The following is a 15675-nucleotide window of genomic DNA, read 5'->3' on the forward strand; positions in this document are numbered from 1 at the left end:
ACCTTGTAAAACAATGAATGATATTAAGGAAAAACACCTATTAAGCACTTTTGTGTTCGATAAAAAGTATCAGGTTTGGCGACACGTGCTCTTTATTGCGTTTGCTGCCGTGATCACATTTAATCAAGTTCTCATTGCCTATCAGGATTGCCAAGTGGTGCTAGGTAATGATATCTATCTGATTGGCGGATCCTCATTAATGACTTACCTGACCGTCATGTATTTTAATTATTTCTATCTTACGGCCAAATTCCTACTTAGAGATCGCATATGGTCCTATTTGATCATTACCATGATCTGTATGCTATCCTTGCCTGTACTATCGCTATGGATAGAGTACGGGGTTCGCAATTGGGCAAACCTAAACCATAGGATAGCAGATTATTCTAGTCCCTTAATATTGGTGGATATCCTTTCCACTTCTGTCATAACACTGATCTGTTTTTGTGGGATTTCCTTAATTTTGCTGTACCGGACATGGTCTTTGACAAACCAGCACGTGAGCGTGCTAGAAATAGAACATCTTACATCCGAGCTGAAAAAACTGAAGGGTCAGATCACACCAGAATTTCTCTCTCGAGCATTACATCATGCTTCATTATGGACAATAAAAGATCCGCAAAAAACAAATGATATCCTGCTCAAATTAAGCGAATTATTACGCTATCAACTTTATGACGCCCAACAGGAAAAAACTTTATTAAACTCGGAACTCCTTTATGTTACTAAATTCATATCCCTTGAAAAACGGTGTAGACCCATTTTAGAATCACAGCTTAAGATTGACAAGCAACATCATTATCACCAGATATCCCCCATGTTACTCTTGACATTAGTTCAAACTTTTATCAAAGAAAGTAATAGTCTGGAGATCAGCTCAAATGTAGAAAACAACATGCTCACGTTTTTATGCAAATCGCATTCCATTACAGGAGCGCTCGAGGATCAACTAATTTCGATACGAAAGAGACTTGATCTGGCTTATAGCCACCAGTATATACTGCAGTTAGAAACAGGATCTGTTACACTTAAACTAGCATTGTGCCATTAATGAAAAGTTTTTTAAATACATATTCGCTAACCAGATTACTGATCGATCATAAATATCATCTGGCAAGGACTTTACTATTACAATCCTCCATTTTGGCTATTTCGATCGGCATCTTTTTCGATGCGCCTGATAAGCTAAACCTATCCGCAGATCGCATGATAGGTTGGATCAGTTACTATATATTTTTAAATTGTCTTGTATATGTCAATAAAGATGTACTATTTCCAAAATTTTTGGCCAAAAATAGAATGACAGCTTATCTCATTTCTGTGGTTATTTTCACCCTATTTGCATTATGTATCATGGTTATCCTTCAGCAGCTTTTTTATGATATTGCCGTTACTCGACAACAGCCATCGCCCATCGCCATATTTTTCAGTATAACCTCCTCTATGTTTGCTATCATACTCTTTTTAGGTGGAATATCAGCTCTTCAACTGTTCAAACAATGGCTAATCAATAATCATCGCATCCATGAATTACAGTTGGCGACATCCCGTATTCAACAACACTTTCTAAAAAGTCAGATCAATCCACACTTTCTATTTAATATGATCAATAATGCCAATATTCTAGTAGACGATGATCCGATCACGGCATCCATTATCCTAAAAAAATTGGAAAACATACTTCAGTATCAATTCAGCGATACGAAGTCAGCACAAGTTCCTTTATTGAACGATATTAAATTTTTAGAAGACTATCTGGAATTAGAAAAGTTGCGACGTGATCAATGCGATTTTAACTTGAAAAAAGAAGGAAATTTTGATAGCATAACCATACCACCAATGCTATTCGTGCATTTTGTAGAAAATGCCGTAAAACATAGCTCAGACAGTAAAGGTTCCTATGTCAATATAAAGTTCAAAATAGTAAACCAGCAACTTTACTTTTTTTGCGAAAATTCCAAACCGACTGCCCCTTCAAAAAGGGATATTGGTGGATTGGGATTGGAAAACATCAAACGGCGTTTAGTGTTACTTTACCATAAAAAGCACCAACTGCATATTGCAGATACGGATCAAACATATACCGTTACCTTATACCTGGATTTACAATGAGATACATTATAGTTGACGACGAACCCATTGCGCGCAATGGCATCAAAAAAATGGTTGACCAGATTCCACAATTGGAATTATTAGGAAGTTTTAACAGTGCAGAAACCGCTTCCGAATTCCTAAAGCATACCCCTGTCGATCTGATATTTCTCGATATTCGTATGTCGGGGATCAACGGTCTGGAGTTTGCACGCAATATACCCAAACTAACGCTGATTATCTTTACAACAGCCTATTCTCAATATGCTGTAGACAGTTACGACGTCGATGCTATAGATTATTTAGTAAAGCCCATAAATCCTCTTAAATTAAGAAAGGCTGTGGATAAAGCCATTAATTATCACACCTTATTATTGGCAGAGAATAAAAAAGACCTGGATCAAACACAAGAAGATTATATCATTGTCAAATCGGACCGCAGATTTTTCAAGATACAGCACCATGATATATTATTTATTGAAGGACTCAAAGATTATGTTATTATTCAGCTGGAAAATGAAAGGATCATTACGCGAATGATTGTCAAGCAAATCCATGAAATATTGCCTCAACAGCTGTTCCTCAGGATCAACAGATCTTTTATCGTCAATAAATCACACATCAACTCCTTTGATAATAATGATGTATTTATCAAAGATTATGAGATCGGTATCGGGAGTGCTTTTAAAAATAGTTTTTTTGAGTGCATGTTGAAGTTAAAACAATAGGCAGCTTGGCGATATCATCCCTCAAGCTGAACAACTTCATTTTGCAAATTATCTTGAGCCTGTTTTTCAAACTTTTGTTGAAAATAGGATGTTTTATAAATACAATGCTTCGATAAAAAATGATTTAAGACTTTTAATCGTCCGACACGATATATTGAATTTGAATAGATCGCATATTCCTTTCGTACATTTTCGAAATACGAGGCATACATTTCCCATGCTTGTCCTAAAATAGAAAGATCTGCATCAGTAAAATAATTAGTATCGCTATCTGTTGATTCCAGATGTGATTTCGTTGCTAGAATTTGTTTTCTGCACAGGTCTATGACATGATTAGAAACACCGATTTGTTTCATCCTCTCTTCTGCAAGATCAGCACTTTTTTCCTCATTATCAGATCGTAATGGATCGTAAATAATGTCGTGATAATAAAGAGTAAACAAAATAGCATCCCAATTCCCTATCTTTTCTTTTACATCGATCAATAATAACAATAGATTATCCAGATGCTGCATTGTATGATAATATCGATTATGAGCAGCATAATTTTCAACGATTTCATTCCATAAATGATCCATTAACGCATCATCGTCGGTATAATTTTTCAAAAGTTCTATAAATGTATTTCTTAACATAAGCATTTATCATCAGCCTCTTTAATATATGTGTTGTATTTAAATATAATAAAACAATTGCAATACGATTAAAAGTAACAAAAGTAGCGGTCATACGTTGTACTGATATGAAGATTGCAATGCTTTCGCCTATCGCATGGCGAACACCTCCTGTCCACTATGGTCCCTGGGAACAAGTTACGTCCTTATTGACAGAAGAACTAATCAAATCAGGTATAGAAGTCACCTTATTTGCAACTGGTAATTCCATTACCCAATCACAGTTACAAGCTGTATGCCCTGCCGGATATGAAGAAGATCGAGATATCAATGCCAAAGTTTGGGAATCACTCCATATCTCAGAATGTTTCGAAAATGCTAATGAATTTGATATTATACACAATCAATTTGATTTTCTGCCCCTCACATATTCCAAACTGATACAAACTCCCGTTGTTAGTACAATACATGGTTTTTCATCCAGTAGCATTCTACCTGTCTATAAAAAATACAATAAGGATAGCCATTATATATCTATAAGCAATGCGGATCGTTCTGAGCAATTGGATTATTTAGCAACCATTTACCATGGTATCGATCTGGATCAGTTTACTTTCAATGAACAACCACAAGATTACCTATTGTTTTATGGTCGAATTCACCATGATAAAGGTGCTAAAGAAGCCATAGCAATAGCACAAGCACTTGGCAAACGTTTAATTATGGCAGGCATCATTCAGGATGAACATTATTTCAAACAGCATGTGCAACCTCATTTACTACCTGGTAAGATCGAATATATAGGTTCCGTTGGTTCAGACAAACGCAATGAATTGTTGTCCAATGCAAGTGTATTGTTACATCCTATTAATTTTAGCGAACCATTTGGTTTATCAGTAGTCGAGTCTATGGCCTGCGGTACGCCAGTTGTCGCATTCAATAAAGGAAGTATGCCCGAACTGATCGACAATGGACGGAATGGTTTTCTGGCCGAAAATATAGAAGAAGCTATAGAAATGGTGAAAGATATTAATTCGATCAACAGATTAGCTTGTCGGCAAAAAGTGGAAAATCATTTTTCGAAGGAAAGAATGTGCCAAAACTATGTCGAAGCCTATAAAAAAATTCTTAACAAATAGTTATCAGCAACGATAACATCATATTTTAAATGTATTTCACTACCTGTACAGTACATTTCACTTTATGCTGTTGATTACTTTTATGTTGTTTTATTTATTTATTATTCTTGATACAAAACAACATAAAAGCCATATTATAAAATAATTCACTTATATTCGGTTTGATATAAGTGAATATCGATAAGATTAAATATACATTTTAGACAATAAAAAATCAGTAATTGAAATAAATGTGTGTACAAAATCAAGGCATATCAAAGCTTATAAGCTTCTAAAACATAAACCTCAAATAAGTAAATCCTAAAAAATGAAATTAAACTATTTCGCATATTTACTCATGCTCCCATTATTAGTCAGTTCTTGCAGTAAAAGTAATGACGAGACCATTATACCAGAAGAGCCACAGCCTAAAGAATCAATATATTTATTTTTAAAAGAGGATATTATTGATTTCAAGGTGTATAAAGGATCCCTCAATGGCGGAATCGAAGTTTCCAAAACCGAGAAACCAGAATCATTTTGGAACCCTTACAAATTGATAGATTTAAAGTATGATACCTTGATCGTTAGAAATGACAGTATTTTTGAAAGACCTGAAAAATATGAGAAAAATAATTTCAGATTTCGGGTCAGCAACGATACAATATACCAATGGAATCGATATGCTGAATTTTGGGCATTATATGGGTTAAAGAAAGATGATATCATTGAGCATTATGTATCGTTTTATAGTTTTCAAAAAGCTACCCCTCCGTATTTATTTGCAGAAAATGGACATAACGATGGCTTAGTCGATTCAACACGGTATTTTGGGACCAATGAGTATGTGTTTAAAAGTCCTAAAAATATGATATCTGTCGATGATTTAGCAACATGGTACAATACCAAACATGTATTCAAAAAACTGACCAAAGATCCAAAATAAAGACAACTTCAAATCTTCGGCACCAGCTTTCAAATGATTAAATTCACCAATATATGTGATATCAATCACCCAAATTGGCTTTCTTCAATGATGATCTTTGATTACCTTAGTGTGTAACTTAAAGGGATAACAATATGGATAACACAATGAAAGCTGCTCGTTGGTATGCAGCAAAAGATATCAGAGTAGAGCCTACAGAAATTCCTTCACCACAGGCTGGTCAAGTTAAAATTTCAGTTCAGTTCGCCGGCATTTGTGGATCTGACTTACATGAATATGTACATGGACCGCAATTGATTCCAGTAGACAAACCGTATCCGCTCAATGGCCATCAAGGAACCACAACATTGGGTCATGAATTTTCAGGCATCGTTGATGCTGTAGGCGAAGATGTACAACATATACGGGTAGGTGATCGCGTGGTGGTAGAACCTATTTTCAAGAATTTTGATAGTCCTTTTATTGTTAATGGTAAATATAACCTATCCGAGCCATTAGGATTTATCGGACTCTCCAGCAATGGCGGTTTCGCATCCTATGTCGTGGTAGAAGATTACATGGTACACAAGATACCAGACAGCATGTCTTTTGAAAAAGGGGCGTTGGTAGAACCTGCCGCAGTAGCAGTATATGCTGTACTTCAAAGTGGTCTTAAAATCGGCCAGACCGTACTTGTTTCAGGAGCTGGTCCCATCGGCCTACTATGCGTGCAGGCGGCAATTGCTGCAGGTGCCACCACTGTAATTGTTACCGATATCGCTGATAAACGCCTTGAAAAAGCAAAAACGATCGGTGCAACACATATCATCAATGCAAAAGAAGATGAAATTCCTCAAAAAATCAAGAACCTCACAGGTCTTGGGGTCGATATTTTTCTAGATTGTGCTGGTGTACAAGCATCTTATACCACGGGAATTCAGAGTTTAAAAAATGGTGGAACTGCTGTTTTAGTTGCTCTTTTTGGAAAACCAGTTACCACTGATGCCCTAGATCAGGTACTCCGAGAGATTACCATTAAAGGAATCATCGCTTATCGAAATATTTTTCCGCATGTCATTTCCTTGATCGATAGCGGCCGAATGCCCGTAGAAAAATTGGTCACACGTAAAATTGTATTAGACAATATTGTATCAGAAGGGTTTGAAGCATTAGTTAATGATCCAAGTGAAGTCAAAATCTTAATTGATATACAGAGCAGTTAACAGGATCAAAATCAGATAGGCAGGAAGAGACATCTGTAAAAAAAAGTAAACAAAACTTATCAATCCTTAAACAAAGCTCAATGACCAGTTGAGCTTTGTTTATTGAGCATATACCTCAACAACTGACACTGTTTTCCACCTGATGATATCCATCCCCTATCCAGTCCCAACGGAATCGACAGGTTCATCCTAATTTCGATCAACAAGATGCTAGTCAATACCTAAATAGTAAAAAAATGGGTGATTATGGAATTACCCTTTCTAAGCGTAACTGTTCAAATAATTTGATAAATGAATCTTCCGTATTTTGGTAAGCACCAAAGCCCAACTTTCTACTGTTTGCCATATCGACCATGACTTCTATAGGTCTCCCCAAATCAAGATCTGTATGCCAAGGTGAAGTCAGCTCAAATAGTTCATGATCATGTAAGCCATATTTTTTGACTATATCTTGCCAAGTCTGACTTTCATTTGCCAGTTGATCTGCAAGTGGTGTGACTGTCCCATTGAATCCTTCAGATTCCACACCAAAATATTGTGCAATACGTCCCCACATCCAGTTCCATCTAAATACATCTCCATTCACAATATTAAATGCCATATTTTTCGCAGCCTTATTGGTAGCAGCCCAGATTAACTGCTGAGCCAATATGTTGCTGTCTGTCACATCCGATAGACCACGCCACTGTGCTTCAGAACCTGGCCACAACATCTTCTTTCCTGTTTCTTTACAAATACTGGCATATACGGCAAGCGTTACACCCAGATTCATCAGATTACCAATAGCGTGACCTATTACTGTATGCGGTCGGTGTATACTCCAAGTAAAACCATCCCGGTCGGCAGCTCGATAGATCTCATCTTCTTGTGCATAATAAAAATTAGGGTACTGCAACCTTGGCTGTTCTTCGCGGATAGGTGTATTAGGAAAAACACCTGCGCCGACATAAGCCTCAAAGGGGCCTAAATAATGCTTCAACCCAGTTACTAAAGCAACATGCTCAACTGTATTTTTTTTAGACAATACATCCAAAAGATTGCGAACCATCCGGCTGTTCACCTCTATATTTGCAGTCTCCGAATCTTGACGCATCCAAGTACTAAAAAATATATGCGTAGGATAAACTGTTTCCAATGCCCTCATCAGATCTTCCGGATCGAGAAGGTCAGCTTTTACCGGAAATACGTCGGATTTCTCTATCTTTGGATGACGCGCCAATCCGTACGTCTTCCATCCCTGAGCAACAAGTTCTTGAGCCAAATTACTACCTGTGATGCCCGTAGCACCTACAACCAATGCAATTCTATCCATCATTATTATTTATGTTTTCAACAAAGTTATCCGTGTTCGAAAACAAAGTAGTTGATCCTAGTCAAGAAATTTCATTGATCCAGATCAACACATTAATCAGTTGAAGCTAATTTTTTTCGGATTCTACTCAGTGTTTCGGGAGCCAAACCGAGGTACGAAGCAACCAAATGCTGGGGTACACGTTGCATGATTTCAGGATTAGATTGGATCAATCTTTGGAACTTCTCTTCCGCCGAATAGCTATTTGAGCTGATCAAGCGTTCATCTTTTGTAACCAAACTATTTTGATATAACAGTCGAAAATATCTGTCCATAATCGGAACGTCAAGAGTCAACTGTTCATATGCAGCCCGCGATAACAGAAAGAGTTCAGTATCCTCCACCGCATCGATATACAGTGTAGCAGGTTGTTGATTAATATAACTATTAAAGTCAGAAATCCACCAACCCTCCCAACCAAATAAGCTAATGTGTTCATTTCCTTTTTCATCCAGACGATAAGACTTGATAAGCCCTTTATTGACAAAAGAAAGATGCATACAGATGTCCCCCTCTTCAAGTATAAATTGTTTCTTTCTAATTTTTTTAAAAGTAAAAAATGTAGCAATTGCTGATTTCTCCGCATCTGTTAATGCTACTTTGTGCTCAATATGGGAAAATAGTACGTCGAACATGTAATTCTTTTTATATCCTATCAAACTTAAATAATTTTGTTTTGTTGAACAGTGGTGTTATATCGACACCATCTATTACTTTTCTCATATATGATTCTAAGCTACATTTGGCATTAATTAATGCCTATTTAATCTATAGTACCTTTACTACTTCAAGATAAATTAAAAATTTCCATTAGTCTAGCTTCATAAAACTTTTCTCTATTTCCTGTGAAGGTGTATAAAATTTTAATGTGAGGCTATCTGGACTGTCTTTGAGCACATCAAGCCGAATGACGCTTTCATAGCCAACTTTAACATGATCACTTTTTAGAAAATCAGCATCCGTGAATAATATTACTTGTTCTACAATACCCTTATTTTCTATAATTTGTAGACGCGGACGAGACATCACACTCTGTATCAGCTGTACCCTATACTTTCCATATTCGGGAGTATAATACGATCGTCTTTCCATGCCTGTACTTGAAAACAAAATGCCGTAAAATGGCAACATCATTGGAACAATACTCATCAACAAGCCTAAGATTAAAACAAACAAATAAATCTTAGTCAAAATGCTTTTCCAGAAAACGATCAAAAATGCAAAAGTTGACAAAAACCATGTCCAGAAGACCAGTCTATCTGTCCAATACCCTGCTAAGCTGATCTGCCAAAGCAGAATAGCTGTTACATCGACCAGCAACAGCATTGTCACGATCATATAAACCGAGAAAAAGATCTTTTTCCTATTTTTAATTCGCAAACTTAAAATTTCGTTGTTGTCTATTCCCATCGATCTTATCTTTAGTGCTGTCAAAAAGAGTTTTTTATCAAATTCTTTTTGACAATTTAATGTACATTATTTTATCCAAATCCTGTACATTAAATCACGATCAATTTCCTTACCGCTTTATTTCTCCTAGTGATGGGAAATAGGGCAATATTTCCTCTCCCAATTCATTTATAACATCAGCAATAGGTCTTGAGCTAAAATGAATACCTAAAGCAGCATGATTAACTCCGACTTCCTGCCATTCATAAAGTAGATCCAACAATCCCCTTCTTCCCGTTTTCAGTACAAAACCTCCACGTAAAGGAGTTCGCGGAAAATTAGGATCTTCCGCTAGATCAATCCACTCATTTGTCATATGGGGTTTAAAGGTTTGATGAGGAATTAATTCTCGCCAAGCTTTTATTTTATCACCCAAGGGCTTTACATGCATCTTTGATGTTGTCGCACCAGGATAGGTGATCCAGCCGTCACCATGTTCAGCGATCCAGGACAAAGACTGCTGACTAGCGCCCGTTATTAAACTGGGGATATATTTTTGAGCAGGTTTTGGTAAGAGATCCAATGTGTCGATGTGTGTAAGAGCAGACTTTATTTTGGGAAAATCCTCCGTATGCAGACGGCGAAAATCTTCCAATACCTGCCTAAAACGTTCACCACGTTGCTCAAATTCAATTCCAAAAGCTGGAAATTCAATAGATCGATCTCCTGAACCCACTCCCAACAACAGTCTATTATTGGACAACTGATCTAAAGAAGCAGCTGTCTTGGCTAGAGAAATAGGATGCCAAAAAGGTAAAACAATACTACCGGTGGCTAAAGCGACCTGGTTTGTTTGTCCTGCAAGAAAAGAAAGATAAGTAAAAGCATCATACACCTGACCAGCATCACCAAAACTAGGATCAAACATAGGGATATCCCGAACCCAAATAGAAGCAAAATTTAAACGGTCAATTTGTTTCATGTATGCCGTGTGCTGAGCGAAAATAGTTAGGTTCCCATGATAAACTTCTAAAGGTAGAAATAAACCTACTGTAAGTTTATTCGGTGCAAATACGCGATTAAATGCGTTGTGATTTTCAAAATTTCTGGACATCATTTTTTTAAGAATAATTTTAAGTGTTAATGATTCGATATATCTAGATTTCTAGATATAGAAAATAAAAAAATAAAGGTATCCCTATACCTTTGTGAGTAATCGATAGTTAAACGAATAGACCTCCATAAAACAAATCATTTCGATATATCTAGATTTCTAGATGTTAATAATTCAAAAATTAAGGTACTTAAATACCTTATTTCACAGATGGGTAGAATCTAAAATTAGTATCTAATTTCTGACGCTCATCTTCTGAGTTAATCAATAGCTAAAAATTACCAACCTTTCTTGGTAAGCTCTTGACACATTCCTTTACAAAGTATCTTTAATATAGGAAGCAAGTTCTTGAATTCTTTTTTCATTTCGTTTATAATAAGTCCACTGGCCTTCTCGAACAGATTTTAACAAACCACAATTCACCATAGAAGTGAGATAAGAAGAAATTGTTGACTGCGACAAACCAGCTTTTTTCTGAATGACACTCATACAGACTCCATAATCTGTCACTTCAGGCTCGATATCCTCAGCATTAAAATGATTATTTGGATTCTTCAACCAATGCAAGATCTGTAAACGATGTTCATTTGCCAAAATTTTAAAAATATCAACCATATCTATATATCTAATAATCTCGATACAAACATATTTAAAATCGACTTGATCTCTGTTAAATTCATGTCATCTTACCAAATCATATACTAAGAAAAATATCTCATCCCTCAACAATTATTACAAAAAATCAATGTCTTTGCAAATACGCCAAGTACTAATACTGAATAAGAACATGTAAAGGGCATCTATTTTTGATTTTTTTTAAATGCTTAAATGTACACAATTAATGAAAAAGTTTTTCAGATGATGCATCTGAATTGCTTCAAATAACATGCACTAACAAACGATTGCATAAATCATTTGCAGATAAATGCATGACAAAAATCAAGAATACAAAACCAAAAATCCATCTTTTACCCGATGTTTAAATCGTGTATGAATCTGATTACAATCTACTTTCAGAGCTCACAAAGCTCCAATATTCTTTGAAATCCTGATCTATTAGCGTATGTTTGCCTATCTTATATCGGGATTAAATCTTCGATATAGACAACCCTAAATCTGATAACACCCAAACTTATACATCATGCACAATTGGTTAAAAAATAACATAACGGTGATCTTCCTTGCCTTTATTAGTTTTCAAGCACAGGCAAATCCAAGTCCAAAAGCTTACGACTTGGCGAAGTATGGCATCCATCCCAATACCGGGAAAAATAGCAGTCCGACAATCAATCAAGCGATCCAAAAAGTTGTGGCAGAAGCGGGAAAAAACACCCCGATCATTATCAAATTTAAGAAAGGGCGCTATGACTTCCATGCCGAAGGTGCTTTACAGAAAGTATATTACATCTCCAACCATGATCAAGATAATCCAAAAACAGTTGGTATAGCCTTAGAACAATATCAAAATATCACCATAGATGGTCAAGGTTCTGATTTTATCTTTCACGGCCGGATGTTACCGATTTCCTTGGTTGAAAATAATAACCTGACACTCAAAAATATCCACATCGATTTCGAGCGACCGCAGATCTGTCAAGTCAAGATTTTGGAAAATGATGTTGCAGCAGGCATCATCACCTATCAAACAGCACCCTGGGTCACTTATACCATCCAAGATAGTACATTTTATAACACAGGCGAAGGTTGGGAAATGCGCCCCACAGCAGGCATCGCTTTTGAAGAAAAAACAAAGCACATCGTTTACAACAGCAGCGATATTGCAGTAGGTACAACACATGTTTCCGAAATATCAAAAGGTATCATTAGAGCCTATAAGTGGAAAAATCCGAAACTGATACCTGGTACTATTGTCGCTATGCGAAGCTGGCATAGACCTAACCCTGGTATTTTTGTCCATAAAGGAAAAGACATTCATTTAGAAAACATAAGGATACACTATGCCGAAGGAATGGGGCTACTGGCACAACTAACGGACAATATTTATCTGAACAAATTTCAAGTCGCATTAAGAAGCAAAAACGATCCGCGCTATTTTACAGCACAGGCAGATGCCACACATTTCTCTGGCTGTAAAGGTGTCATTGTTTCCAATAATGGTCTATATGAAAACATGATGGACGACGCCATCAATATACATGGCACTTATTTAAAAGTCATTCAAAAATTGGATAATAAAACTATTCTTGCCAGATACATGCACGAACAATCCTATGGTTTTGATTGGGGATATACAGGCGACTCCGTACAGTTTATACAGTCCAAAACCATGGAACTTTGGGACCATAAAAATCATATTCAGTCTATTGAAGTTCTCCGCAAAAAAGATAGTGATCCGATACAGGATTTTAAGATTGTATTCACCAACCCCTTGGATGAATACATTGATCCTACTCAGCTGGATATCGGTATCGAGAATCTAACCTGGACTCCAAAAGTAACATTTAAAAACAATACGGTACGAAATAACAGAGCACGCGGAGCATTATTTAGCACTCCTCAAACAACAGTTGTAGAAAACAACCTTTTTGATCATACGTCCGGAACAGCTATATTATTATGCGGTGATAGCAACGGTTGGTACGAAACCGGAACATGCCGAGATATCACGATTCGAAACAACACGTTTATCAATGCACTCACCAATATGTTCCAATTTACCAATGCCGTTATTTCCATCTATCCGGAGATCCCTGATTTAAAAAACCAGAAAAAATATTTTCATAGCGGCATCAAGATTGAAAACAACGACTTTTATACCTTTGATAAACCGGTCCTATATGCAAAATCAGTAGATGGCATTATCTTCAATAACAATAAAATCAAAACCAACACCCAATATCCAGCATTCCACTGGAATAAAAAAGAGATTCTATTTGAACGTGTCATCAATGCCCAGATCAACAATAACACGATCAATGGCAAACCACTGATGTACCCATATCATTAAAAATACATATTTTTAAACATAAAAACGGCCTATCTCTTAAACCGAGATAGGCCGTTTCAGTTTGATATCCGCTTTGCTATTCTACATCTGATCCAGTATAGCTAAAATTCTGTTTAGTTTTTCCACTTTCTTTCATCAGCGATATTTATCAATTATAATTGAGTAAATGAGAAACAGGTCCTAATGGGCATACTTTTGCTTTATTCTTGTTGTATCCAAGCAAAATGACCATCATGGAGATAAATGATACCACCGCCACAAGCTTCGGCCTGATGGATGAAAATACCATCATTCGGAAGTTTTATTTTATCATTTTCATTTACCTGTTCTTCTGTAATAATTTCACCTTCATCATTGACATTATTATAATAGATCTCTCCTTTTGGAGCTATTTCAAAAATACCAACCCATTCAATATCATCAAAACCCTGTCCCAATATATCCTGTCCCATTCCCAAATAGACAATTTTTTTATTTCCAAAAGCTATTTTTAGACCATATTTATGATTCATGGTATGTTGAACGATATGCACTGTATCCATACGGGCATCCCCATCCATATCACATAGGACAACATGAGGATCATGTTTTGTAGAGACCACGATCGTATCCTTGAGCACAGATTTTTGATCAGGATACATGGTATTTTTAGATTTCCCTTTTACTGCTAAACTATCCAACATCTCCGTTTTAGCTTCTGAGATAGCGTTTGCTTTACTTGCTTTACCATCTTGGCAACTCCAAACGGCCAATGTATAGCCTGCAAACAACAAAAGTAAACACATTCTACTTCTTACCATACCTTAATGCATCTATCTTGTTATAATGAAATATATTTTTTTAGCTTCCACAAGCGATATAATAAGTCGGAACTCCTTCTACTATTGTGGGGTGATCGTCTATGCCCTCAAAAAACACGTGGTCGCCAAGCTCTTTATTAACCTGTTGGTTATGTGTTTTCATCAAAAACTCTAAAGCAGTGAAATTTTTGCCATTATCAGCTTTAAATTTAGCTATGATTTCAACCTGATATCCATCATCCTCAGGCTCCTCATCAAATATATCTTCATGGTCAGACATCAACTGGTCATTCTCCAATAAATCTGATGATTTCGTGATCCAAGCTTCATATTGAATCTGTACCTCTGGTGCATCCAGCACAATCTCATTCGGATTCCAGCGCTCAGCTGTATTATAAATATCCTTTTGGTACTCTGCGACTTTCCGATTAAATGCTTCCGCATCTGAATAACTTTCAGACGAAAAAGACCAAGCAATTTTATTTAAAGTGGATTTATTATCCATATTTCCTCCTATTTTTTCAATTAAATCAACATAAATACAAAACGTTTTTTCAATAATATGATCTTGATTATCCCAATATTGCACATCCAATATTTCAGATATTTCATGTTGTTCCTCAGCTGTTAAATGATTCGGGATATCCCATAATTTTTGAATTTCTTTATGATCTTCTAGGTGTTGGATAATTTGATATTGTTTTTGTATAATCGCCAAAGATTCCTCCGCTTTCAAGCGTTTCAATGCCCTTACAGCATGACTATAACAGACCATCCCCCAATTACAGAAAAACTGAAGAAATCCTCCATTGTACATATCCATTTCGAGCTTCCAGAGAGCTGCCAACTCTTGTTCTTGCTCTGAAAGCGCATTCCAGTCATCTTCATGATGACTCAGTTTTTCAACAAACTGAACCGTAAAATCAAACCATTTTCTATCCAAGGCCTCCGCATCTTCTGCCGGTAATACTTCCCTTTGTTTCTGCAGATCTTGGATACACCATTGCTCAAAATTCATGGCCGTAGTATCCCCCAGACTTGCACTTTTTTGAAAATATGGCAATGCATTTGTCAGATCCTGACTGTAGTAGTAAGCATAGCCAACTCTAAAATTCCACAAAGGATCTTCTAAGCCAGCATCACTTTCAGACAACAAAATTTCGAGCGCTCTTCCGTAATCTGAAATATTATTATAAGCACGACCCAACAAGTTCTTCAACGTATAAGTTAATTCTGATTCCGGCATTTCTTCAAGGACGCTTATTATCTGATCGTGTTTACTTTTATCATGCCACTGATTGAGCTGTGCCATTAATTTATCATCCATACTTAAGTTTTAATAATTTCAATAAAT

General features: G+C 36.3%; 15 protein-coding genes. 7 read left to right on the forward strand and 8 right to left on the reverse strand.

Annotated elements, in window-relative coordinates; genetic code table 11:
• Positions 1-13 precede the first annotated feature (13 nt).
• From C8N37_RS16190 to C8N37_RS16200, 3 genes are read left to right on the forward strand one after another with little or no spacing between them, the layout of a single operon-like run.
• Positions 14-1051, forward strand: coding sequence for a histidine kinase (locus tag C8N37_RS16190; protein WP_108159853.1), 1038 nt, complete (start codon positions 14-16; stop codon positions 1049-1051).
• Positions 1051-2112 (forward strand): sensor histidine kinase, encoded by a 1062-nt coding sequence (locus C8N37_RS16195; RefSeq protein WP_108159854.1) that lies wholly within the window; start codon positions 1051-1053, stop codon positions 2110-2112. The genes C8N37_RS16190 and C8N37_RS16195 overlap by 1 nt, the downstream gene beginning before the upstream one ends.
• Positions 2109-2819, forward strand: coding sequence for a LytR/AlgR family response regulator transcription factor (locus C8N37_RS16200; protein WP_108159855.1), 711 nt, complete (start codon positions 2109-2111; stop codon positions 2817-2819). Before C8N37_RS16195 ends, C8N37_RS16200 begins: the two co-directional genes overlap by 4 nt.
• A gap of 14 nt (positions 2820-2833) precedes the next feature.
• On the opposite strand, the gene C8N37_RS16205 is transcribed toward C8N37_RS16200, so the two are convergent.
• Entirely contained in the window at positions 2834-3454 is a 621-nt protein-coding gene (locus C8N37_RS16205) for an HD domain-containing protein (RefSeq protein ID WP_211322276.1), read from the reverse strand.
• Between the two features lie 107 nt (positions 3455-3561).
• Here C8N37_RS16205 and C8N37_RS16210 point away from each other — a divergent pair, with 107 nt between their 5' ends.
• The 3 genes from C8N37_RS16210 to C8N37_RS16220 all read left to right on the forward strand — a co-directional run bounded on the left by C8N37_RS16210 (position 3562) and on the right by C8N37_RS16220 (position 6699).
• Positions 3562-4572: a glycosyltransferase family 4 protein gene (locus C8N37_RS16210; RefSeq protein ID WP_108159857.1), complete on the forward strand. Its 1011-nt coding sequence runs from the start codon at positions 3562-3564 to the stop codon at positions 4570-4572.
• A gap of 307 nt (positions 4573-4879) precedes the next feature.
• Positions 4880-5497 (forward strand): hypothetical protein, encoded by a 618-nt coding sequence (locus C8N37_RS16215; RefSeq protein ID WP_146171092.1) that lies wholly within the window; start codon positions 4880-4882, stop codon positions 5495-5497.
• A gap of 134 nt (positions 5498-5631) precedes the next feature.
• Complete coding sequence (locus C8N37_RS16220) at positions 5632-6699, forward strand: 2,3-butanediol dehydrogenase (RefSeq protein WP_108159859.1); 1068 nt, start codon at positions 5632-5634, stop codon at positions 6697-6699.
• A 244-nt stretch (positions 6700-6943) separates the two neighbouring features.
• Here C8N37_RS16220 and C8N37_RS16225 read toward each other — a convergent pair whose 3' ends face one another.
• The 5 genes from C8N37_RS16225 to C8N37_RS16245 form a co-directional block, all read right to left on the reverse strand.
• Complete coding sequence (locus C8N37_RS16225; RefSeq protein ID WP_244914449.1) at positions 6944-8014, reverse strand: SDR family oxidoreductase; 1071 nt, start codon at positions 8012-8014, stop codon at positions 6944-6946.
• A gap of 89 nt (positions 8015-8103) precedes the next feature.
• On the reverse strand, positions 8104-8685 hold the full coding sequence (locus C8N37_RS16230) for a Crp/Fnr family transcriptional regulator (protein ID WP_108159860.1): 582 nt from the start codon (positions 8683-8685) through the stop codon (positions 8104-8106).
• 175 nt (positions 8686-8860) lie between these two features.
• On the reverse strand, positions 8861-9460 hold the full coding sequence (locus C8N37_RS16235) for a hypothetical protein (RefSeq protein ID WP_108159861.1): 600 nt from the start codon (positions 9458-9460) through the stop codon (positions 8861-8863).
• 109 nt (positions 9461-9569) lie between these two features.
• Complete coding sequence (locus tag C8N37_RS16240; protein WP_211322277.1) at positions 9570-10556, reverse strand: LLM class oxidoreductase; 987 nt, start codon at positions 10554-10556, stop codon at positions 9570-9572.
• Positions 10557-10868: 312 nt separating this feature from the next.
• Positions 10869-11168, reverse strand: a complete 300-nt coding sequence (locus C8N37_RS16245; RefSeq protein WP_108159863.1) for an ArsR/SmtB family transcription factor — start codon at positions 11166-11168, stop codon at positions 10869-10871.
• Positions 11169-11694: 526 nt separating this feature from the next.
• Between C8N37_RS16245 and C8N37_RS16250 the strand changes: the two genes are divergently transcribed.
• A complete protein-coding gene (locus C8N37_RS16250) occupies positions 11695-13521 on the forward strand; it encodes a right-handed parallel beta-helix repeat-containing protein (RefSeq protein WP_108159864.1) in 1827 nt (608 codons plus the stop codon).
• A gap of 200 nt (positions 13522-13721) precedes the next feature.
• On the opposite strand, the gene C8N37_RS16255 is transcribed toward C8N37_RS16250, so the two are convergent.
• Together C8N37_RS16255 and C8N37_RS22960 are read right to left on the reverse strand one after the other, a co-directional pair.
• The gene (locus C8N37_RS16255; protein WP_211322278.1) at positions 13722-14321 is read right to left on the reverse strand and encodes a hypothetical protein; all 600 of its coding nucleotides are present in this window, start codon (positions 14319-14321) and stop codon (positions 13722-13724) included.
• Between the two features lie 40 nt (positions 14322-14361).
• The gene (locus tag C8N37_RS22960; RefSeq protein ID WP_211322279.1) at positions 14362-15648 is read right to left on the reverse strand and encodes a DMP19 family protein; all 1287 of its coding nucleotides are present in this window, start codon (positions 15646-15648) and stop codon (positions 14362-14364) included.
• Positions 15649-15675 lie beyond the last annotated feature (27 nt).

Origin of the sequence: Sphingobacterium faecium (assembly GCF_003054045.1) — a bacterium.
In the GTDB taxonomy this organism is placed as follows: Bacteria; Bacteroidota; Bacteroidia; order Sphingobacteriales; family Sphingobacteriaceae; genus Sphingobacterium; species Sphingobacterium faecium.